The organism is Streptomyces sp. NPDC051822 (assembly GCF_044452745.1).
Classification (GTDB): Bacteria; Actinomycetota; Actinomycetes; order Streptomycetales; family Streptomycetaceae; genus Streptomyces.
This window is the reverse complement of record NZ_JBITBZ010000004.1, coordinates 492,807-515,062: the sequence shown is the minus strand read 5'-3', so window position 1 is coordinate 515,062 and position 22,256 is coordinate 492,807. Positions and strand designations below refer to the sequence as shown.

The window sequence follows — 22,256 nt, the reverse complement described above, 5'->3', positions numbered from 1 at the left end:
GTGCGTGGATACCGGTGCCGTGGACCGGTGCGGTGGACCGGTCCACGAACGGGTGTCGCGGGCCGTGCGTCAGCGGGCGAACTTCTTGCTGACCATCTCGTGGGCGTTCTTGGCGCCCCGGCCCAGCTGCGGTCCGGCGAGCCAGCCGCTCCGACCGGCCGGGCCGATCGAGGTGTTCGACACGAGCGCCGTCTTGCCGTTCGACATCACGCGGAACCAGCCGCCGCCCGAGGAACCGGCGGTCATGGTGCACCCGATCCGGTACATCGTCGGCGTGGCCGGAGCCGTCGTGTAGCGCGTCGCCCGGTCGAGGCACTTGTGCATGATCATGCCGTTGAACGGCGGCGCCGCCGGGTATCCCCAGGCCCCCACCGTTCCGGCCCGCGCGGGCGCAGGCGCGGAGAAGTCGACCGGCAGCGCGGCGCCGACGGTCTCCTCCAGGGACTTGCCGCCCCGCTGCGGCTTCACGTGCAGCACGGCGTAGTCGTACGGCCAGGCCTGGTTGCTGCCGCCCGACTTGATCCACTCGCCCGAGGTCACGGCCCAGTCGGCCCAGTACTGGCCGTACGGGTACACCTCGTGCGGCTTCGCGTTGTTGAGCGCGGAGGGCGACTTGCCCAGGTCGTTGAAGGCCGGGACGAAGGTGATGTTGCGGTACCAGCCGCCCTTCTTGCCCGCGTGGACGCAGTGGCCGGCCGTCCAGACGAGGTTGGACTTCCCGGGCCGGCGCGGGTCCTTCACGATGGTGCCGGAGCAGACCATGTGGCCCTGGGGCGAGTCGAAGAAGATCTTTCCGACCGGGGCCGCGTTGCGGTGGTACGGCGTCTTCTCGCGCTGCGCCTGGACGGGGCGGGGCGTCGGGTCGGAGCCGCTGCTGCCGGCCTGCGCGGTGATCGTCGGGTCCGGGCTCTTCGCCGACTGCATGCGCGCCGGGTCCCAGAGGTCGTCGATCACCGGGTTGACGAAGTCCTCGGCCTCACGGAGCCAGGTCTTCGTGTCCCAGTTCTTCCATTCGCCGTCCTTCCACTTGTCCACGTCGACGCCGTGCTTCTTGAGCTTGTCGGCGAGGTCCTTGGTGAGGTCGGTGTCACCGCCTTCGGTGGCCGGCGCGGAACTGCCGGCCTCGGCGGACGGCTTGTCGGAGGCCGGGGTCTCGGTGGGGCCGCAGGCCGTGGCGGTCAGCGCGAGCGCGGTGACCAGGCCCAGGGCGGCGGGCAGGAGTCGTACGGAACGCATGTGGTGAATTCCCCCTGTGATGATTCCGCGTCCGGGAGCGGCCACGATTCCGGCGCGATACCGCCTTGACGTTGCCATGGACGCGTCACTTGCGGTGCAACAGTATGCCGGTCGGACCGGACGCGGGTGAGGTGTGGTGGAGGTCTGGTGGAGGTACGGGGACTGCAGGCCCGGCGGGCGGGCATGGGGGAGGCGGGACCCCAGGGCCCCGCCTCCCGATCCACCGCGCCTACTGGGCGGCGTACTTCTTGCTGACCTCGTCGAAGATGGCCTTCGCCTCGGGGCCGAGGCGCGGACCGGCGAGCCAACCCGCCGTCGACGGGCCGATCGAGGTGTTCGACACCAGCGCGGGCTTGCCGTCACTGCCCTGGGCGACCCAGCCGCCGCCGGACGAACCACCGGTCATCGTGCAGCCGATGCGGTACATCGTCGGCTGCTCCGCCTTCAGGGACAGCCGGCCCGGCTTGTCCTCGCACTGGAACATCTTCTGGCCGTCGAACGGCGGCGCCGCCGGGTAACCCGTCGCCTCCATGCTCGCGATCTTCGGCACCGCCGGCGCGTTGAAGTCCACCGGGAGCGCCGAACCGACCGTCTCCTCCAGGGACTTGCCCGAGCCACCCTTCTCCGGGGTCACCTGGATGACCGCGAAGTCGTAGGGGGCGCCCGCACCGCCGGTGGACGCGCCCTGGGCGATCCACTGGTCGGAGGTCTTCACCCAGTCCGCCCACCACACGCCGTACGGAGCGATCTGCTCCCGCGTCGCCTTCTCGAGGGCGGACGTCGGCAGCGCGGAGTCGTTGTACGACGGCACGAAGGCGATGTTGCGGTACCAGCCGCCCTGCTTGCCCTTGTGCACGCAGTGGCCGGCCGTCCACACCATGTTCGACTTGCCCGGGTGCGCAGGGTCCTGCACGACCGTGGCCGAGCAGACCATCGAACCCTCGGGGCCGTCGAAGAAGACCTTCCCGGACTCCGGGGCGTTGCCGTGGTACTTCGCCGGAACGGCCTTCGCCCGCACCGGATCCGGCGTCGGGTCGGTCACGCCCTCGTCACCCGAGATGTCCTCCTCCTCGACCGGCTTGTCGGGACGCTCGGCGTCCCGCATCCGGTCCGGGTCCCAGAGGTCCTCGATGATCGGGTTGACGAAGTCCTTGGCCTCACGCAGCCACTTGTCGCGGTCCCAGTTCTTCCACTCACCGCCGCGCCACTTGTCGAGGTCGATCCCGTGTTCCTTCAGACGGTCCTTCAGGTCCTCCGGAATCTTGATCTTGTCGGCCGGGTTCTGGCTCGCGGGCGCGCTGGGCTTGTCTCCCGCGTTCTCCTCGCTCGGCCCGCAGGCCGTAACGGTGAGCGTCAGCGCCGCGACGGCGGAAGCCGCCGTAAGGAGCGGACGAATCGATCGCATCTCGTGATCCCCCTGGGACTACGTCAACTGGTGCATGGATGAACAGCGGCCGTGCCCGGCGTGGACAGCGGCCGACGGCCCCCACTATGCCGGTGCCGGAGGGGACGGTACGCGGCCGGTCGCCGGTTCCGGCCATCGTCGGTCCGTTGCCGTGCCGTGATCCGGGACACGCCAAGTTCTCGCCTCCGGCCCGTGATCCCGGGCAGTTCGCGTCGTTGGTACGTACGGGGGACACAACGGTGGCGCACAGGGCGGCCCTTGCGGCGGCTCCACGACGTCCCGATGTGCAACGCAACTGTTACAGCGGGAGGACACCGAGCCGTGGCCGTGACCGAATCAGCTCCGGCCGTCCCACCGGCCGCGCGGACGCAGACCCGGACGCCCGACGGGACGCCCGACGCCCCCGGCACCGGGGCGCACGACCCCGCGGTCCGGGGCGCCCCGGACCGAGGAACTCCCGACCAGGGCGGTGGCGGATACGAGGGCATCCTGCGCAGGCAGTCCCTGCGCGAGTCCGCCGCCCGCACCTACGCCCGTTCCCTCCCCATCGTGCCCGTCCGCGCCCGGGGGCTGACCATCGAGGGCGCCGACGGCCGCCGCTATCTGGACTGCCTGTCCGGCGCCGGGACGCTCGCCCTCGGGCACAACCACCCCGTGGTCCTGGAAGCGATCAAGAAGGTCCTCGACTCGGGTGCGCCCCTGCACGTCCTCGACCTCGCCACCCCCGTGAAGGACGCCTTCACCTCCGAGTTGTTCGCCACCCTCCCGGGTGAACTCGCCGACAACGCCCGCGTGCAGTTCTGCGGTCCGGCGGGAACGGACGCCGTGGAGGCGGCCCTCAAACTCGTCCGGACCGCCACCGGCCGCAACGGCCTCCTCGCCTTCACCGGCGCCTATCACGGCATGACGGCCGGCGCCCTCGCCGCCTCCGGCGGAGCGACCGACGTCCGCGTCACCCGGCTGCCCTACCCGCAGGACTACCGCTGCCCCTTCGGCGTCGGAGGCGCCCGCGGAGCCCGACTGGCCGCCCACTGGACCCAGAACCTCCTGGACGACCCCAAGAGCGGTGTCGCCGCCCCCGCCGGGATGATCGTCGAGGCCGTCCAGGGCGAAGGCGGGGTCATCCCCGCGCCCGACGACTGGATGCGCCGGATGCGCCGGATCACGGCCGACCGCTCCATCCCCCTCGTGGTCGACGAGGTCCAGACCGGCGTCGGCCGCACCGGCACCTTCTGGGCCGTCGAGCACAGCGGCGTCGTGCCCGACGTGATGGTCCTCTCCAAGGCCATCGGCGGCTCCCTTCCCCTCGCCGTCATCGTCTACAGGTCCGAGCTCGACGCCTGGGAACCAGGCGCCCACGCGGGCACCTTCCGCGGCAACCAGCTCGCCATGGCCGCGGGCACGGCCACCCTCGCGTACGTCCGCGAGAACAAGCTGGCCGAACGGGCCGGCGTCCTCGGCGACCGCATCCTCGGCCGACTCCGGGGCCTGGCAGCCGCCCACCCCTGCGTCGGCGACGTCCGAGGCCGGGGCCTGATGATCGGCGTCGAACTCGTCGACCCCGACGCGGCCGGGCCGGACGACCTCGTCCCGCCCGCCTCCCCCGCCCTGGCCGTCGCCGTCCAGCAGGAGTGTCTGGCCCGCGGACTCATCGTCGAACTCGGCGGCCGCCACTCCGCGGTGGTCCGGCTGCTGCCCCCGCTCACCCTCACCGACGAGCAGGCCACCGCCGTCCTGGACCGCTTCGCCGACGCCCTTGCCGCGGCCGAACGGGCCCATACCCCCCAGCCGCCCGCCTCCCGCCGGGCCACGGCCCCCGCGACCGCCGCCCCCGGGCCGTCCCACTGACCCGGCCCCCCCCGGCCCCACCCCCAAGGAAGCCCCCGTGAACGCCACGCCCCCCTCCCCGGCGCCCGAGACCGAGGCCCCCTTCACCGTCAAGGAACTCGCCTCCCAGATCCTCGCCGCCGAGGCACTCGCCCCCCAGCCGCCTCCCTCCGCGGCCCTCGGCCCCGAACCCGCCACCCCTCCCGGCGCCACCACCTTGGGCCCGAGCACCTCCGACCCCAGCACCCCCGGCAGCGCCCCCGCCGCCACCTCACCCGGCACGGCCGCACCGGGCACCGCCGCGTCCCTCGCTCCGGCGTCCCTCGCCCCGGCGTCCCTCTCCACCGCGGCCGGTCCCGACGAACCCACCGTCCCGCGCCAGCACACCGGTCCGTACGATCCGAGGCCGCACCGCCCGGCCACCGTCGCCGACCCCCTGGACGACCCGGACCCGCACCGAGCCGCCGACGCGGCCGCCGTCGAGAACCTGCTCCGCTGCTGGGTCCGGGAGAAGAACCTGCCCGCCCCCGCCTCCCCCACCCTGCGGATCCCTCTCGCCTCCAGCGGCACCGCCCTCCTCGTCCCCGTCATCTACTGGTCGCCCACGGGATGGCACCGCTTCGGCGCCCCCACCCTCGAAGGGCTCCCGGTCACCGCGCCGACCGTCGACGCCGTGACCGTCGCCGCGCTGCTCAGCCGGGAGACGGGCCGGCCCGAGGGCACCGATCTCGTCGGCAGGGTCGCCGACTCCGCCCGCCGCACCGCCGACTTCCTCACCGAGCGACGCCGCCGGCCCCTGCCCCACCCGGACGCCGACCTCTTCCTGGCCGCCGAACAGTCCCTGCTGCTCGGCCACCCCCTCCACCCCACCCCCAAGAGTCGCGAAGGCCTCTCCGAGGCCGAGGCCCGTCTCTACTCACCGGAACTGCACGGCTCCTTCCCGCTCCACTGGATCGCCGTCGACTCCTCCCTCCTGGCCTCCGACTCCGCCTGGACCGAACAGGGCCGCCCCGTCACCGCGGAGCAACTCGCCCTCGGCCTCGCCGAAGGCCTCACCCTCCCGGCCGGAACCGCACCCCTGCCCGTACACCCCTGGCAGGCCCGTGAGCTGCTGCACCGCCCCGACATCCGCGCCCTCCTGAACGCGGGCCTCCTCCACGACCTCGGTCTTCACGGGAGCCCCTGGCACCCCACATCCTCCGTCCGTACCGTGCACCGCCCCGGCGCGCGGGCCATGCTCAAGCTCTCCCTCGGCCTGCGGATCACCAACTCCCGCCGGGAGAACCTGCGCAAGGAACTCCACCGCGGCGTCGAGGTCCACCGGCTGCTCCGCACCGGCCTCGTCGACGAGTGGCAGGCCGCCCACCCGGGCTTCGACATCGTCCGCGACCCCGCCTGGCTCGCCGTCGACGCCCCGGACGGCGTCCCCGTCCCCGGACTCGACGTCATGATCCGCCACAACCCCTTCGGGCCCGGCGACGACGCCGTCTGCATCGCCTCCCTCACCGCCCCCCGCCCGTGGCCCGGGGCCACCGCCATGCGGTCCCGCCTCGCCGACGTCATCGGCCGCCTCGCCGCCCGCACCGGCCGCCCCCTCACGGCCGTCTCCGCGGAGTGGTTCCTGCGCTACCTCGACCAGGTCGTCCGCCCCGTCCTCTGGCTCGACGGACACGCCGGCATCGCCCTGGAGGCCCACCAGCAGAACACCCTGGTACTCCTCGACCCCGACGGCTGGCCGGTCGGCGGCCGCTACCGCGACAACCAGGGCTACTACTTCCGGGAGTCCCGCCGGAGCGAACTGGAGAGCCGCCTCCCCGGCATCGGCGCCGAGAGCGACACCTTCGTCTCCGACCCGGTCACCGACGAGCGTTTCGCCTACTACCTCGGCATCAACAACGTCCTCGGCCTGATCGGCGCCTTCGGCGCCCAGCACCTCGCCGACGAACGCGTCCTGCTCGCCGCCTTCCGCAGCTTCCTCACCTCCGCCACCAGCCTGGGTTCACCGCTGCCGCACCGGCTCCTGGAGGCCGCGACCCTCCGCAGCAAGGCCAACCTCCTCACCCGCCTGCACGGCATGGACGAACTCGTCGGACCCGTCGACACCCAGTCCGTCTACGTCACGGTCACCAACCCCCTCCGTACCTGAGCCCGTCCTCCGAGCCCCCATGTCCCGACCGCACCGCCGAGAGGAGAGCGACACCGTGTCACCCACCCGCCCACCGGCCGACCCGCCCGGCGACGACACCCTCGACCTGAGGCTCGACGAGCTCGTCGCCCTCCTAGAAGGCGGTCACCCCGGCGGCGGTCACCTCGAAGGCGATCACTCCGACGCCGAGCTCCTCGACGGCGACCTGCTGGACTCCGTCGCCTCCTGGGACCCGGCCGTCACGCCCGTCGGCACCTTCCGCCTCGTCCCCGTGCGACTCGAACGCGACGTGTCGCTCCTCGCCGGGTGGATGAACGACCCCGCCGTCGCCGCCTTCTGGGAACTCTCCGGACCCGAAGCCGTGACCGCCGAGCACCTCCGCGCCCAACTCGAGGGCGACGGACGCAGCGTCCCCTGCCTCGGTCTGCTCGACGCGACGCCCATGAGCTACTTCGAGATCTACCGCGCCGACCTCGACCCGCTCGCCCGGCACTACCCGGCTCGCCCCCACGACACCGGTATCCATCTGCTGATCGGAGGAGTCACCGACCGCGGCCGCGGCGTCGGCACCGCGCTTCTGCGCGCCGTCGCCGACCTCGTCCTCGACCACCGTCCCCGATGCACCCGGGTCGTCGCCGAACCCGACATCCGTAACACCCCCTCCGTCTCGGCCTTCCTCAACGGCGGCTTCCGCTACGCGGCGGAAGTCGACCTTCCCGACAAGCGAGCGGCGCTCATGATCCGTGACCGCGCCCTTCGTCACGTTCTGTGAACAACCCTCTGCCTTCTATACACCGCTCGTCCCACAGCGGTTCCCACCCCGAGGAGTCCTCGTGTCGATGTCCCCTGCACCCCACGACTCCGCTCAGCCCACACCGCCCGCCCCGTCCCCCGGCGCCGAACCGGCCCCCGAGCTGCTCGCGCCCCCCGAGCTGAACGCCGCCGCCTGGAGCCGTGCCTCGGCCCGCCTCCTCGCCAAAGCCCTCGCCGAGTTCGCCTACGAGGAGATCATCGAGCCCGCACCGGCGGCCGCCGGCGGACCCGGAGACCACGTCCTGCGGCTCGACGACGGGACCGCCCTCGCCTTCCGGGCCCGCCGCGGCGCCTACGGCAGCTGGTACGTGGCCGCCGACTCGATCACCCACGACGGCCGGCCCATGACCGACCCCCTCGAGTTCCTGGTCCGGGCCCGCCGCCTGCTGCGGCTCGACGGCGCCACCCTCGGCCACCTCATCCGCGAACTCTCCGCCACCCTCGCCGCCGACACTCGCCTCGACGACACGGCTCTCTCCGCCGCGCTGCTCGCCGACCTCTCCTACGCGGAACTCGAAGGCCACCAGACCGGCCACCCCTGGCTCGTCCTCAACAAGGGACGCATCGGCTTCTCCGCCACCGACGCCGCCCGCTGGGCCCCCGAAGCCCGGCGCGCGACCAGGTTGCCGTGGATCGCCGTCAGCAAACGCCTCGCCGCCTACCGCGGCGTGCCGGGCCTCGACACCCCCGACCGCCTCTACGCCCGGGAACTCGACCCCGAGGTCCGCGCCGCCTTCCGCGCCGAACTGACCGCACGCGGCCACGAACCGGACGGCTACCTCCTGCTGCCCGTCCACCCCTGGCAGTGGGACGAGATCCTGCTCCCCCTCTACGCCCCGTACATCGCCGCCGGGACGGTCGTCCCCCTCGGCGCCGACGGCGACCTCCGGCTTCCGCAGCAGTCGGTCCGCACCTTCCTCAACACCAGCCACCCCGACCGGCACACCGTCAAGCTCCCCCTGTCGGTGCTCAACACCCTCGTCTGGCGCGGCCTGCCCACCGAGCGGACGCTCGCCGCGCCCGCCGTCACCGCCTGGGTGCACGGCCTGCGTGACGCCGACCCGTTCCTGCGGGACGAGTGCGGGGTGGTCCTCCTCGGCGAGGTCGCCTCCGTCACGGTCGAGCACCCCCTGTACGACCGGTTGCCCGAAGTCCCTTACCAGTACAAGGAACTCCTCGGCGCGATCTGGCGCGAACCGCTGCGGCTGCCCCCGGGCGAGCGGGCCCGCACGCTGGCCTCCCTGCTCCACACGGACCCCGTCGGCCGGGCGTTCGTCGCCGAACTCGTCGAGCGCTCGGGACTCGCTCCCGCCGTCTGGCTCCGGCACCTCTTCGCCGCCCTGCTGCCCCCGCTGCTGCACTTCCTCTACCGGTACGGCACGGTCTTCTCCCCGCACGGCGAGAACGCCATCGTCGTCTACGACGACCAGGACGTCCCCGTGCGCCTGGCGATCAAGGACTTCGTCGACGACGTGAACATCAGCGCCCGGCCGCTCCCCGAACACGACACCCTGCCGGACGACGTCCGTGCCGTGCTCCTGACCGAGGAACCCGACTTCCTCGTCCAGTTCATCCATTCGGGGCTCTTCGTCGGCGTCTTCCGCTACCTGGCGCCGCTCTGCGAGGCACAACTCGGAGTACCCGAGACGACCTTCTGGTCCCTCGTCCGGACGGAGATCCTCCGCCACCAGGAGCGCTTCCCCGAGCTGAAGGAACGGTTCGAGCTGTTCGACCTCCTCACCCCCCGGATCGAGCGACTCTGCCTCAACCGCAACCGTCTGCACCTGGACGGATACCGCGACCGCCCGGAACGGCCCCACGCGGCCGTCCACGGCACCGTCCCCAACCCGCTCGCGTGACGCTCGCACGTGACCGGGCTGTCAGTGGAGCCCCGTAGGCTGGAAGGGCTATGACGAAGCCATCCCTCCCCGACCTCCTCCACGCCGCCGTCTCCGCCGTCGGCGGCACGGAGCGGCCCGGCCAGGTCACCATGGCCGAGGCCGTGGCCGAGGCCATCGACGACAATTCCCACCTCCTGGTCCAGGCCGGCACCGGCACCGGAAAGTCGCTGGGCTACCTGGTCCCGGCACTGGCCCAGGGCGAGCGGGTGGTGGTGGCCACGGCCACCCTGGCGCTGCAGCGCCAGCTCGTCGAGCGCGACCTTCCGCGGACGGTCGACGCACTGCACCCGCAGCTGCGTCGCCGTCCGCAGTTCGCCATGCTCAAGGGCCGGTCCAACTACCTGTGTCTGCACCGGCTCCACGAAGGGGTCCCGCAGGACGAGGAGGACGGCCTCTTCGATCCCTTCGAGGCGGCCGCGCCCACCAGCAAGCTGGGCCAGGACCTGATGAGGCTCAGGGACTGGTCGGACGAGACGGAGACCGGGGACCGGGACGACCTGACGCCGGGCGTCTCCGACAAGGCATGGGCGCAGGTCTCGGTGTCGTCCCGGGAATGCCTCGGCGCGAGCAAATGCGCCTACGGGGCGGAGTGCTTCGCCGAGGCGGCGCGTGAGCGTGCCAAGCTCGCCGATGTGGTCGTGACCAACCACGCCCTCCTCGCCATCGACGCCATCGAGGGTGCCCCCGTGCTTCCCCAGCACGAGGTGCTGATCGTCGACGAGGCCCATGAGCTGGTCTCCCGGGTCACCGGCGTCGCCACCGGCGAGCTCACGCCCGGCCAGGTCAACCGAGCCGTGCGCCGGTCCTCCAAGCTCGTCGACGAGAAGGTCGCCGACCAACTGCAGACGGCCGCCGAGGGCTTCGAGCGGGTCATGGAGCTGGCCCTGCCGGGGCGCCTGGAGGAGATCCCGGAGGACCTGGGGTACGCCTTGATGGCACTGCGCGACGCCGCCCGGGCGGTGATCACGGCCCTGGGCTCGACCAGGGACCGGGCCGTGCAGGACGAGGACGCCGTGCGCAAGCAGGCCATGGCCTCCGTGGAGACGGTCCACGGTGTCGCGGAGCGGATCACCCAGGGCTCGGAGTACGACGTCGTCTGGTACGAGCGTCACGATCGTTTCGGGGCCTCGGTTCGGGTCGCTCCGCTCACCGTCTCGGGGCTGCTGCGGGAGAAGCTGTTCACGGAGCGCTCGGTGGTCCTCGCCTCTGCGACGCTCAAGCTGGGCGGCGACTTCAACGGCGTGGGTGCTTCGCTCGGTCTCGCGCCCGAGGGCACCACGGGCGACGACCTGCCGGTCTGGAAGGGCATCGACGTCGGCTCCCCGTTCGACTATCCCAAGCAGGGCATTCTCTACGTCGCCAAGCACCTCTCCCGTCCCGCGCGTGACGGGGACCGAGGCGACATGCTCGACGAGCTGACCGAGCTGATGCAGTCGGCCGGCGGGCGGACGCTCGGTCTCTTCTCGTCCATGCGCGCGGCACAGCTGGCGGCGGAGGAGCTGCGGACCCGTGTCCCGGAGCTGCCGATCCTGCTCCAGGGCGAGGACACCCTGGGCGAGTTGATCAAGAACTTCGCCGCCGACCCGAAGACCTGTCTGTTCGGGACGCTCTCGCTCTGGCAGGGCGTGGACGTCCCGGGGGCCAGCTGTCAGCTGGTCGTGATGGACAAGATCCCCTTCCCGCGCCCGGACGACCCGCTGATGAGCGCCCGGCAGAAGGCCGTCGAGGAGGCCGGGGGCAACGGCTTCATGGCGGTCGCGGCGACCCACGCGGCCCTGCTGATGGCCCAGGGCGCCGGCCGACTGGTGCGTGCCACGGGTGACCGAGGTGTCGTGGCGGTCCTCGACCCCCGGCTGGCCACGGCGCGGTACGGCAGCTATCTCAAGGCCTCGCTGCCCGACTTCTGGTACACCACCGACCGCAACCAGGTGCGGAGGTCGCTCGCCGCCATCGACGCCGCGTCGAAGGCGGCAGGTGTCTGAGGCGGCCGGCGTCTGAGGCGGCGGGCGTCACGCGCTGTGCGGGACATGGCAGGGCCCCGGAACCGGCGCAGAGGGTTCCGGGGCCCGGTCAGAGCCGGCGGGTGTGTCACACCCGCCGCAGTACCGCCACGACCTTGCCGAGAATCGTGGCCTCGTCGCCGGGGATCGGCTGGTACGCCGCGTTGTGCGGGAGCAGCCAGACGTGACCGTCCTCGCGCTTGAAGCGCTTGACCGTGGCTTCGCCGTCCAGCATGGCGGCGACGATGTCGCCGTTCTCCGCGACGGGCTGCCGTCGGACGGTGACCCAGTCGCCGTCACAGATCGCGGCCTCGATCATCGAGTCGCCGACGACCTTGAGGACGAACAGCTCTCCGTCGCCGACCAGCTGCCGGGGAAGGGGGAACACGTCCTCGACGGACTCCTCGGCGAGGATCGGGCCGCCGGCCGCGATCCGGCCGACCAGGGGCACGTAGGACGCGGCCGGCTTGCCGGTGGTGTCCGTCGGCTGGGTGCTCGGCTGGTCGGAGCCCCGTACCTCGTACGCCCGGGGCCGGTGAGGGTCGCGGCGGAGGAAGCCCTTACGCTCCAGCGCCATGAGCTGGTGCGCCACCGAAGAGGTGCTGGAGAGGCCGACCGCCTGCCCGATCTCACGCATCGACGGCGGGTAGCCGCGACGCTGGACCGAGTCGCGGATGACTTCGATGACCCTGCGCTGCCGGTCGGTGAGACCGGAGCTGTCGGCTCGGATGCCTGGAGGTCGCCCGGGGAGGGCCCGGGCGGGTCGCCCGGGGTCCTCGCCGTTCATGCCTGTGTCATTCATGGCGTGCACCGGCTCGAGTCGGCCCTGGGAGCGGTCCTGGGCGGTGATGGTGGCACTGTCTGCGGTGGTGGTCACGTCGTCGGCCCCTCTCGAATGGTCTCCCTGGCTGGCACAACGGTAGTGGCTTTCGAAAGGTTGCGCCAAACACACGTTCGAGTGAAAATTCGCAGATTGCCTTACGTCTGTTCGCATACGGGTGTATGAGCGCTCTCACGCGGCCGCCCCGAATCAGCCGTTACGGTAACCTTCCCCGCTGGGTCGCGAGCTTCCGTGCGCCCTCCCAGTGTCGCATCCTGAGGGCCGGCGGGGCGGAATTTCGGGACCGGGTGCGCCGCGACACGCGGAGTGCCCCAAAACGCCCCCAACCCAAGATCTAGTGGTTGGATGGCACCGGCCACCCAGGGGTAGTGGTCCCCGGTCTGCCGGGGGTGCCCACATCGCCTATGCTGGTGGTCGCTTCGCAAGGCTTTGACGGGTCGGGCGAGGCTCACCAGTCGTGCCGTGAGGGAGGGTCGGAACCAATGCACTGCCCCTTCTGCAGGCACCCCGACAGTCGTGTCGTCGACAGTCGCACCACGGACGACGGGACGTCGATCAGGCGTCGTCGCCAGTGCCCCGACTGCTCCCGTCGTTTCACGACGGTGGAGACGTGCTCGCTGATGGTGGTGAAGCGTTCCGGTGTCACCGAGCCCTTCAGCCGTACCAAGGTCATCTCCGGCGTACGCAAGGCGTGCCAGGGGCGACCGGTCACCGAGGACGCCCTCGCCAAGCTCGGCCAGCGGGTCGAGGAGGCGGTGCGTGCCACCGGCAGCGCCGAGCTGACCACCCACGACGTGGGTCTGGCCATCCTCGGCCCCCTGCAGGAACTCGACCTCGTCGCGTACCTGCGCTTCGCGTCCGTGTACCGGGCGTTCGACAGCCTCGAAGACTTCGAGGCCGCCATCGTGGAACTCCGCGTGCGGCCTCCCGCTGAGAACCGCGGGACCGGTGCGACCCCTGAGGTCCCCGTTCCCGCCACCGCCGCCGACTGACCGGCGGTCCGGGCCGACAGTGCCCGGCGGCCGGCCGCCGAGCGGCCTGGCAGACGTGCCCCGAGCGACCCCCGTGGCGCTCGTGGCAGCAGTACAGAACGACGTACAGAAGACGGTGCCCTGGGACTTTCTGGGTGCCAAAGTGTGTTTTGCCCGTATATGGGAGGCGGCATGACAGAGACGGCGAGCGGTCCGGCACGTGGTTCTCGTTCCAAGGGAACCAAGGCGGCGAGCAAGGGCCTGCGTATCGAGCGCATCCACACCACCCCCGGCGTGCATCCGTACGACGAGGTGACCTGGGAGCGCCGAGACGTCGTCATGACCAACTGGCGCGACGGCTCGATCAACTTCGAGCAGCGTGGCGTCGAGTTCCCCGACTTCTGGTCGGTGAACGCGGTCAACATCGTCACCAGCAAGTACTTCCGCGGGGCCGTCGGCACCCCGCAGCGCGAGACCGGTCTCAAGCAGCTCATCGACCGGATCGTGAAGACGTACACGAAGGCCGGCGAGGAGTACGGCTACTTCACCTCGCCCGCCGACGCCGAGATCTTCGAGCACGAGCTGGCCTACGCCCTCCTGCACCAGATCTTCAGCTTCAACTCGCCGGTCTGGTTCAACGTCGGCACGCCCCAGCCCCAGCAGGTCTCCGCCTGCTTCATCCTGTCCGTCGACGACTCCATGGAGTCCATCCTCGACTGGTACAAGGAAGAGGGCATGATCTTCAAGGGCGGCTCCGGCGCCGGCCTGAACCTCTCCCGCATCCGCTCCTCCAAGGAACTGCTCTCCTCGGGCGGCAACGCCTCCGGCCCGGTCTCCTTCATGCGTGGCGCCGACGCCTCCGCGGGAACGATCAAGTCGGGCGGTGCGACCCGTCGCGCGGCCAAGATGGTCATCCTCGACGTCGACCACCCCGACATCGAGGACTTCATCCAGACCAAGGTCAAGGAGGAGGAGAAGATCCGCGCCCTCCGTGACGCGGGCTTCGACATGGACCTGGGCGGCGACGACATCACGTCCGTCCAGTACCAGAACGCCAACAACTCCGTCCGCGTGAACGACACGTTCATGAAGGCCGTCGAGTCCGGTGGCAAGTTCGGCCTCACCTCCCGTATGACCGGCGAGGTCATCGAGGAGGTCGACGCCAAGTCGCTCTTCCGCAAGATGGCCGAGGCCGCGTGGGCCTGCGCCGACCCGGGCATCCAGTACGACGACACGATCAACCACTGGCACACCTGCCCCGAGTCCGGCCGGATCAACGGCTCGAACCCGTGCAGCGAGTACATGCACCTGGACAACACGTCCTGCAATCTCGCCTCGCTGAACCTCATGAAGTTCCTCAAGGACGACGGCAAGGGCAACCAGTCCTTCGACGTCGAGCGCTTCGCCAAGGTCGTCGAGCTCGTCATCACCGCGATGGACATCTCCATCTGCTTCGCCGACTTCCCCACCCAGAAGATCGGCGAGAACACCCGCGCCTACCGCCAGCTCGGCATCGGCTACGCCAACCTCGGCGCCCTGCTGATGGCGACCGGCCACGCGTACGACTCCGACGGCGGCCGCGCCCTCGCCGGCGCCATCACCTCCCTGATGACCGGCACCTCGTACAAGCGCTCCGCCGAGCTCGCCGCGGTCGTCGGCGCGTACGACGGTTACGCCCGCAACGCCGAGCCGCACCAGCGCGTCATGCGGCAGCACGCCGACGAGAACACCAAGGCCGTCCGCATGGACGACCTGGACTCGCCGATCTGGGCCGCCGCCACGGAGGCCTGGCAGGACGTGATCCACCTCGGCGCCAAGAACGGCTTCCGCAACGCCCAGGCCTCGGTCATCGCCCCGACCGGCACCATCGGTCTCGCGATGTCCTGCGACACCACCGGCCTCGAGCCCGACCTCGCCCTGGTCAAGTTCAAGAAGCTCGTCGGCGGCGGCTCGATGCAGATCGTCAACGGCACCGTCCCGCAGGCCCTGCGCCGCCTGGGCTACCAGGAGGAGCAGATCGAGGCGATCGTCGCCCACATCGCCGAGCACGGCAATGTGATCGACGCCCCCGGCCTGAAGACCGAGCACTACGAGGTCTTCGACTGCGCCATGGGCGAGCGTTCCATCTCCGCGATGGGCCACGTCCGCATGATGGCCGCCATCCAGCCGTGGATCTCCGGCGCCCTCTCCAAGACCGTGAACCTGCCGGAGACGGCCACGGTCGAGGACGTCGAGGAGGTCTACTTCGAGGCCTGGAAGATGGGCGTCAAGGCGCTCGCGATCTACCGCGACAACTGCAAGGTCGGCCAGCCGCTCTCCGCGAAGAAGAAGGAGACGGAGAAGGCCGAGGTCACCGCGAAGTCCGAGGCGACGATCCGCGAGGCCGTCGAGAAGGTCGTCGAGTACCGCCCGGTCCGCAAGCGCCTGCCCAAGGGCCGCCCGGGGATCACCACCTCCTTCACCGTCGGTGGCGCCGAGGGCTACATGACCGCCAACTCCTACCCGGACGACGGTCTCGGCGAGGTCTTCCTCAAGATGTCCAAGCAGGGCTCGACCCTCGCCGGCATGATGGACGCCTTCTCCATCGCCGTCTCCGTGGGCCTGCAGTACGGCGTCCCGCTCGAGACGTACGTCTCGAAGTTCACCAACATGCGCTTCGAGCCGGCCGGCATGACGGACGACCCGGACGTGCGGATGGCGCAGTCGATCGTCGACTACATCTTCCGCCGCCTGGCCCTGGACTTCCTGCCCTTCGAGACCCGCTCCGCGCTCGGCATCCACTCCGCCGAGGAGCGTCAGCGTCACCTGGACACCGGCTCGTACGAGCAGTCCGAGGAGGACGAGGTCGACGTCGAGGCGCTGGCCCAGTCCGCGCCCCGCGCCCAGGAGCTGAAGGCCGTCGCGGCCCCGGCCCCGAAGGCCGAGGTCCCGGCCCCGAAGCAGGCGCACACCTCGGCGGAGCTCGTCGAGATGCAGCTCGGCATCAGCGCCGACGCCCCGCTCTGCTTCTCCTGCGGTACGAAGATGCAGCGCGCCGGCTCCTGCTACATCTGCGAGGGCTGCGGCTCGACCAGCGGCTGCAGCTGACACCGGGTGGAATCGCGTCGGACGCACGTCCGGCGTAGGCCGCGCGCATAGCTGAACCAGCAGCTCACGAAGGGGATCGACCACAGGTCGATCCCCTTCGTCGTGCCTGCTGCAGGGCAGGGGCGGGGGCTCGCTCCGGTGACGGCCGGCGTGACAGGAGCCGCTTCATCGCGACGGTGAGCCGTACCCCGATGAGGGATCGCACCGTCGGCGGCAAGGGCCGCGGGCATCCGAGGACCGGCGACTGGCCGGCAGGATGATCGTCCTCGACGCACCACTTCGCACGGCCCTCTGGCCTCGCCGGTGAATTGGCGCACGCTCTCCTGAGTGACGCTCGTCCGCGCAGGTGGCTGATCAGCGCATGCTGATCAGCGCTTCATGAAGGGGACCGGCCTCCGGGCGGTCCCCATTCGTGTGGCCGGGTCGGGGTCAGGGGCGGGCTGAGCCCAGCAAGGTGGCGAAGGCCTGGGGGGTGGCGTCGAAGCCGTGGCTGAGGGCGCGGTACGCCCAGCCGTCGGTGCCGTCCCTGGTGAACTCCACGACCGTCGCCGACAGGGCGTCCGGCACGTCCGCGAAGTCGTGGACCAGCAGGTCCGTGTAGCCCTCGCGGACCCGGATGCCCGTGTTCGCTATGTCGCCGAAGGTCCGTCGTCCGCCGGCCTGCTGTATCGCGACTCCCACCACCACGCGCGCGTACCGCGGTGCCAGCCGGTCGAGTTCCAGGGTCATCGCCTCGTCGTAGCCGAAACCCTGCCCCGTACGGCTGTCGCGGTGGAGCGTGATCGTGCCGTCGGGGGAGCGGCTGCCGAAGTGCACCAGATGGGCCGGCGCTCCGTGCGGGTCGTCCGACGTGAAGACGCCGGCGACGATGTCGAGGTCGTGGGCGGGCGCGCCGATCGGGGCGGGGTCCCACTTGAGCGTCACCTCGACGCGTCCCACTCCCTTGTTGAGTCCGCTCATGGTGCTTCCCCTCTCCGCGTACGCCCCCGCGCACGCCTCGCTCCGTACCGCTGACCCGTTCGAAAGCCCGTGGTCGTGGGCAGATCGCCCATGGTGTCATGTGGCTACGACAGAGGACCCGAGGTGGAGGGGGGAGAGCGGTTTGTGGAGCGGTGACGAGCTGGATCTCGACGCATATCTGGCTCGAATCGGATGGCAGGCGGGAAGGGAAGCAGAAGTCGCGCCTGATATGGGGACGTTGAGGCGTCTTCATCGGGCGCATGTGCGTGCCGTGCCGTTCGAGAATCTCGACGTCGCCCTCGGGAAGCCGGTTTCCCTGGACCTGAAGAGCCTTCAGGACAAGCTCGTCGGACGGCGTCGCGGAGGGTACTGCTACGAGCAGAACTCCCTGTTCGCGGCGGTCCTCGAACGGATCGGCTTCACGGTCGCGGCGCGCGGCGCCCGCAACCGTTCTCGCGGCGCGACGCTGCCACCCGTCACGCACGCTTTGCTCGTGGTGACGGTCGACGGCGAACACTGGCTCTGTGACGTCGGGTTCGGCTGGCAGGGGCCGCTGGAACCGGTGCCCCTGCGGGACGGGGTCAGGGTCGAGCAGAGTGGCTGGACGTTCGGGATCAAGGCCGAGGGTGAGGGCATTCTCGTACTCCGCTCCCTGCGACCGCAGGGCTGGACCGATCTGTACGCTTTCGCTCCCCAGACCCTCTATCCCGGCGACTTCCTCGTGATGAACCACTACAGCTCCAGTCATCCGCAATCGCGCTTCCTCGGCCAGGTCGTGGCCCAGCGGCCCGGCGAGGAGGCGCGCAGGGCGCTGGTCCGCGAGACGCTCTCGGTGGTGCGGCCGGACGGTACCGCCGAGAAACGGGTGGTCACTGCCGCGGAGTTGATCGCGACGCTCCGGTCCGAATTCGGTATCGAACTGGACGAGGAGGAGCGCGCGGGCCTGGAGCGCATGCACCCGGAGGGCGTCTGACGGGGTCCGCGAGGGTCTGCCGGGGCGCTCGTCGGCCCCGTACGATGGCGCGGTGCTGGTCAAGTGGATTCGCTGCACCGTGATGGACCGTCGAGGGTTCGAGCGGGGGCAGCGGAAATGGGCGGGGCTGCTCGGTGAGCCGGGATTCCGGGGCCAGGGCGGCGGGTGGAGCCGGGCTCGGCCGGACGTCGCCCATGTCTTCGCGTTCTGGGAGAGCCGGGCCTTCTACGACTCGTTCATGGCGCGCTCGCACGATCGGCTCGCGGCCGCGCAGGCGGGCACGTTCAAGGACGCCCAGGCCAAGCTGTTCGACCACCGCTTCGACGTGAAGATGGGCTTCGAGCCGCGGTTCTCCGACGCCGACGTGGCGCGGGTGGCGCACTGCCGTGTCCACGAGGACCGTGCCGAGCACTTCGCGCTCATGCAGGAGAAGGTGTGGAACCCGGCGATGGCCGGCTCTCCCGGCATGCTGCGGGGCATGTTCGGCGAGGCGCCCGGCAGCGAGTTCCTGGTGCTGTCCATGTGGCACTCGGCGGCGGAGCACGGGAAGTACCGGGTGGAGCGCATCGAGCGGCTCGGGCTGCGGGCCAGGACCGCGGCCGACGTGGCGGCGCTGACCGGGGACGTGGTGCAGCTCGAGCCGACCTGGACGGTGTGAAGGCCGGATCCGGTACGAACACGCCGCCCCGCGTGCGCCCGCGTACGCCGGATGGACTCCGGACACCACCTCGGCTGCGCCGGTCCGGAACCGGCGATCTAGGGTCGGGGTATGGCACGACCGCGGCGCATCGTTCTCGTACGGCACGGAGAGTCCGAGGGCAATGTCGATGACACGGTGTACGAACGTGAGCCCGACCACGCGCTGCGGCTCACCGCGACCGGGCTGCGCCAGGCCGGGGAGACGGGGGAGCGGCTTCGGGAGCTGTTCGGTGAGGAGTCCGTCAGCGTCTACGTCTCGCCGTACCGCCGCACCCATGAGACCCTCCGCGCCTTCCGGCTGCCACCGGGACAGGTGCGGGTACGGGAGGAGCCGCGCCTCCGGGAGCAGGACTGGGGCAACTGGCAGGAGCGCGAGGACGTCCGTCTGCAGAAGGCCTACCGGGACGCGTACGGGCACTTCTTCTACCGCTTCGCCCAGGGTGAGTCCGGTGCGGACGTCTACGACCGCGTCGGGGCGTTCCTGGAGAGCCTGTACCGCAGTTTCGAGGCGCCCGACCATCCGCCCAACGTCCTGCTCGTCACCCATGGGCTGACCATGCGCCTGTTCTGCATGCGCTGGTTCCACTGGACGGTGGCGGACTTCGAGTCGCTCTCCAATCCCGGCAACGCCGAGACCCGCGTGCTCCTGCTCGGCGAGGACGGGAGATACCGTCTTGACCGGCCGTTCGAGCGCTGGCGTACCCCGGAACCGTACGGCCATACCGGATAGAGTGGCAGACCGATGACCGCTGACTCCTCATTCGACCGGCGCTTCGACCGCGCCCTGGCCAGCCTGCGCGGGCTGTCCGTGGGAGACGCCCTGGGCTCCCAGTTCTTCGTACCCGCCCACTACCCCCTGCTGAAGCGGCGCGAGCTGCCCGACGGCCCCTGGCAGTGGACCGACGACACCGAGATGGCCTGCTCCGTCCTGGCCGTCCTCGCCCGCCACGAGCGGATCGACCAGGACGCCCTGGCGATGTCCTTCGCCCAGCACCACGACTTCGACCGCGGCTACGGCCCGGCCGTCAACCGGATGCTCCGGCTGATCCGGGAAGGCGGCGACTGGCGGGAACTGGCCGCCGCGCTCTTCCAGGGACAGGGGTCCTGGGGCAACGGCGCCGCGATGCGGATCGCCCCGCTCGGAGCCTGGTACGCGGACGACCCGGAGCAGGCGACCCACCAGGCGGAGATCTCCGCGTACACGACCCACCAGCACCGCGAGGCCGTGGTCGGCGCCATGGCCGTGGCCGCCGCCGCCGCGCTGGCCGCCGACCCCGCCGGGCCGCCCACCGCCGAGAAGCTGCTCGACGGCGTCATCGCCCTCGTGCCGCGCAGCGCGGTCGGGGCGGGGCTGCGCCGGGCCCGGGACATGCTCGACTACGGCGACGCGGGCACCGTCGCCGCGGTGCTCGGCAGCGGCCGGCGGACGAGCGCGCACGACACGGTTCCGTTCGCCCTCTGGTCGGCGGCCCGGGGCCTCGGCGATTTCGAGCGGGTGTTCTGGACGACCGCGCAGGTCGGCGGCGACGTCGACACGACCTGTGCCATCGCGGGGGGTGTGGTGGCCGCCGCGGCGGACGGTGCACCGCCGGCGGACTGGCTGCGACAGACCGAGGCCCTGCCGGAGTGGGTCCTGGGCGGCGCGGGGGCCTGAAATCGCGTGATGGCCTGAGGCGGCACGACAGGGGCGGCACCACGCGCTTGACGCGGTACGAGGCGCCTGAGGCGGCGCGATGCCCCCCTGAGCCCTCTGCGGGCCCAGGGGGGCATCGTGGTGTTCTCAGGCCGTCGGCCCCGCGGCCTCCGCGCGGCCGCTGAGCGCCTCCAGGTCACTCTTGCGGACCCGGATCACCAGGACCGCCGTGAGCAGCGCGATCAGCACCATCGCGACGGCCGCCGTGAACGCCGAGGCGATGCCCGAGGTCAGCACTTCGTGGCCCCAGGGCGCGGGCAGCTCCTTCGTCTTCAGGGCCTCAGCCTGCTGCTCGGGCGTCGCGGCCTTGAGGAAGCCGGGCATCTGCTTCTCGGCCTCCTCGCGGCTGGCGGTGCCGAAGACCGTGACCAGGATGGACAGGCCGAGCGAACCGCCGACCTGCTGGGTCGCGTTGAGCAGGCCCGACGCGGCGCCCGCCTCGTGCTGGGCCACTCCGGAGACGGCCGTGAGCGTGAGCGTCACGAAGTTGAGGCCCATGCCGAAGCCGAACAGAACCATCGGGCCGAGGACCCCGCTCGCGTAACTGCTGTCCGGGCTGATGAACGTCAGCCAGAAGAGGCCCGCACCGGTGATCGCCGAACCGCTCACCATGAACGGCTTGGGCCCGAGTGTCGGCAGCAGCCGCTGGGCGAGCCCCGCGCCGGTCACGATCGCGACCGTCACCGGCAGGAAGGCGAGACCGGACTGGATCGGGCTGTATCCGAGGACGCCCTGGACCCACAGCACGATGAAGAAGAACATGCCGAACATGGCGGCTGCCAGGCTGAGCATGATGACGTACGTGCCCGACCGGTTGCGGTCCGCGAACATCCGGAGCGGGGTGATCGGCTCCTTGGCGCGTGACTCCACGACCGCGAAGGCCACGAGCAGGATCACCGCGGAGACGAAGGAGCCGATGGTCAGCTCGTCCTTCCAGCCCTTCTCCGAGGCTCGGATGAACCCGTAGACCAGCGCGGCCATGCCGAGTGTCGAGGTCGCGGCGCCCGCGATGTCGAACCGGCCGGGGTGACGCTCGGACTCGGCGATGTAGCGCGGGGCGAGGAAGGCGATCAGCAGGCCGATCGGCACGTTGACGAAGAGGACCCACCGCCAGTCCAGCCACTCCGTGAGCATGCCGCCGGCGAGCAGACCGATCGCGCCGCCACCGGCGGAGACGGCGGCGAACACGCCGAACGCCCGGTTGCGCTCAGGCCCTTCGGGGAACGTCGTGGTGATCAGGGCGAGCGAGGTGGGCGAGGCGATGGCGCCGCCCACGCCCTGCAGGGCCCGTGCGGCGAGCAGATGCCAGGGCTCCTGGGCGAAGCCTCCGAGCAGCGAGGCGAAGGTGAAGAGCAGGATGCCGGCCATGAACACCCGGCGGCGCCCCAGGATGTCCCCGGCCCGTCCGCCGAGGAGCAGCAGTCCGCCGAAGGTGAGCGTGTAGGCGCTGAGCACCCACGACAGGTCGGTGGTCGAGAAGGAGAGCGCGTCCTGGATGTGCGGCAGCGCGATGTTCACGATGGTGGCGTCGAGGACGACCATCAGCTGGCAGGCGGCGATGACGGTCAAGGCGATACCCGGCCGACCTCCGGCGCGAGCGGGTCCGTCCTTGGTCTGTGTGTCCACCGGAGAAGTTGTCACTATGGATCCCCCACGGAAGAATTAGTGAACGCACCCGTTCACTGTCCATCACGGTAGTGAGTC

16 protein-coding genes are annotated in these 22,256 nt (G+C 70.9%); 11 read left to right on the top strand and 5 right to left on the bottom strand.

Annotated elements, in window-relative coordinates:
- Positions 1-69 precede the first annotated feature (69 nt).
- Complete coding sequence (locus tag ACIA8N_RS17045) at positions 70-1,236, bottom strand: hypothetical protein (protein WP_365779352.1); 1,167 nt, start codon at positions 1,234-1,236, stop codon at positions 70-72.
- A gap of 229 nt (positions 1,237-1,465) precedes the next feature.
- Positions 1,466-2,641: a hypothetical protein gene (locus ACIA8N_RS17040; protein WP_365779354.1), complete on the bottom strand. Its 1,176-nt coding sequence runs from the start codon at positions 2,639-2,641 to the stop codon at positions 1,466-1,468.
- Positions 2,642-3,127: 486 nt separating this feature from the next.
- Between ACIA8N_RS17040 and ACIA8N_RS17035 the strand changes: the two genes are divergently transcribed.
- From ACIA8N_RS17035 to ACIA8N_RS17015, 5 genes are all read left to right on the top strand, one after another.
- On the top strand, positions 3,128-4,489 hold the full coding sequence (locus ACIA8N_RS17035) for a diaminobutyrate--2-oxoglutarate transaminase family protein (protein WP_399416596.1): 1,362 nt from the start codon (positions 3,128-3,130) through the stop codon (positions 4,487-4,489).
- A gap of 37 nt (positions 4,490-4,526) precedes the next feature.
- Complete coding sequence (locus ACIA8N_RS17030; RefSeq protein ID WP_365779358.1) at positions 4,527-6,614, top strand: IucA/IucC family protein; 2,088 nt, start codon at positions 4,527-4,529, stop codon at positions 6,612-6,614.
- Positions 6,615-6,633: 19 nt separating this feature from the next.
- Positions 6,634-7,386 carry a GNAT family N-acetyltransferase gene (locus ACIA8N_RS17025; RefSeq protein WP_399416561.1) on the top strand — a complete coding sequence of 251 codons (753 nt, stop codon included), beginning with the start codon at positions 6,634-6,636 and terminating at the stop codon, positions 7,384-7,386.
- 67 nt (positions 7,387-7,453) lie between these two features.
- On the top strand, positions 7,454-9,286 hold the full coding sequence (locus ACIA8N_RS17020; protein ID WP_365779362.1) for an IucA/IucC family protein: 1,833 nt from the start codon (positions 7,454-7,456) through the stop codon (positions 9,284-9,286).
- A gap of 50 nt (positions 9,287-9,336) precedes the next feature.
- Positions 9,337-11,310 carry an ATP-dependent DNA helicase gene (locus tag ACIA8N_RS17015; protein WP_365779364.1) on the top strand — a complete coding sequence of 658 codons (1,974 nt, stop codon included), beginning with the start codon at positions 9,337-9,339 and terminating at the stop codon, positions 11,308-11,310.
- Positions 11,311-11,416: 106 nt separating this feature from the next.
- Here the strand turns inward: ACIA8N_RS17015 and lexA are convergent, their stop codons facing one another.
- On the bottom strand, positions 11,417-12,205 hold the full coding sequence (lexA, locus tag ACIA8N_RS17010; RefSeq protein WP_030211686.1) for a transcriptional repressor LexA: 789 nt from the start codon (positions 12,203-12,205) through the stop codon (positions 11,417-11,419).
- A gap of 446 nt (positions 12,206-12,651) precedes the next feature.
- Between lexA and nrdR the strand changes: the two genes are divergently transcribed.
- Together nrdR and ACIA8N_RS17000 are read left to right on the top strand one after the other, a co-directional pair.
- On the top strand, positions 12,652-13,161 hold the full coding sequence (gene nrdR, locus ACIA8N_RS17005) for a transcriptional regulator NrdR (protein ID WP_030211688.1): 510 nt from the start codon (positions 12,652-12,654) through the stop codon (positions 13,159-13,161).
- Between the two features lie 171 nt (positions 13,162-13,332).
- Entirely contained in the window at positions 13,333-16,227 is a 2,895-nt protein-coding gene (locus ACIA8N_RS17000; RefSeq protein WP_365779368.1) for a vitamin B12-dependent ribonucleotide reductase, read from the top strand.
- Positions 16,228-16,656: 429 nt separating this feature from the next.
- Here the strand turns inward: ACIA8N_RS17000 and ACIA8N_RS16995 are convergent, their stop codons facing one another.
- Positions 16,657-17,187: a TerD family protein gene (locus ACIA8N_RS16995; RefSeq protein ID WP_365779370.1), complete on the bottom strand. Its 531-nt coding sequence runs from the start codon at positions 17,185-17,187 to the stop codon at positions 16,657-16,659.
- Between the two features lie 142 nt (positions 17,188-17,329).
- Between ACIA8N_RS16995 and ACIA8N_RS16990 the strand changes: the two genes are divergently transcribed.
- The 4 genes from ACIA8N_RS16990 (at position 17,330) to ACIA8N_RS16975 (ending at position 20,513) form a co-directional block, all read left to right on the top strand.
- Positions 17,330-18,160, top strand: coding sequence for an arylamine N-acetyltransferase (locus ACIA8N_RS16990; protein WP_365779372.1), 831 nt, complete (start codon positions 17,330-17,332; stop codon positions 18,158-18,160).
- Between the two features lie 52 nt (positions 18,161-18,212).
- Positions 18,213-18,818 (top strand): YdbC family protein, encoded by a 606-nt coding sequence (locus tag ACIA8N_RS16985; protein WP_030211696.1) that lies wholly within the window; start codon positions 18,213-18,215, stop codon positions 18,816-18,818.
- Positions 18,819-18,929: 111 nt separating this feature from the next.
- Entirely contained in the window at positions 18,930-19,589 is a 660-nt protein-coding gene (locus ACIA8N_RS16980) for a histidine phosphatase family protein (RefSeq protein ID WP_365779375.1), read from the top strand.
- A gap of 12 nt (positions 19,590-19,601) precedes the next feature.
- Positions 19,602-20,513 carry an ADP-ribosylglycohydrolase family protein gene (locus ACIA8N_RS16975; RefSeq protein WP_365779377.1) on the top strand — a complete coding sequence of 304 codons (912 nt, stop codon included), beginning with the start codon at positions 19,602-19,604 and terminating at the stop codon, positions 20,511-20,513.
- A 126-nt stretch (positions 20,514-20,639) separates the two neighbouring features.
- On the opposite strand, the gene ACIA8N_RS16970 is transcribed toward ACIA8N_RS16975, so the two are convergent.
- Complete coding sequence (locus ACIA8N_RS16970; protein ID WP_365779379.1) at positions 20,640-22,193, bottom strand: MFS transporter; 1,554 nt, start codon at positions 22,191-22,193, stop codon at positions 20,640-20,642.
- Positions 22,194-22,256 lie beyond the last annotated feature (63 nt).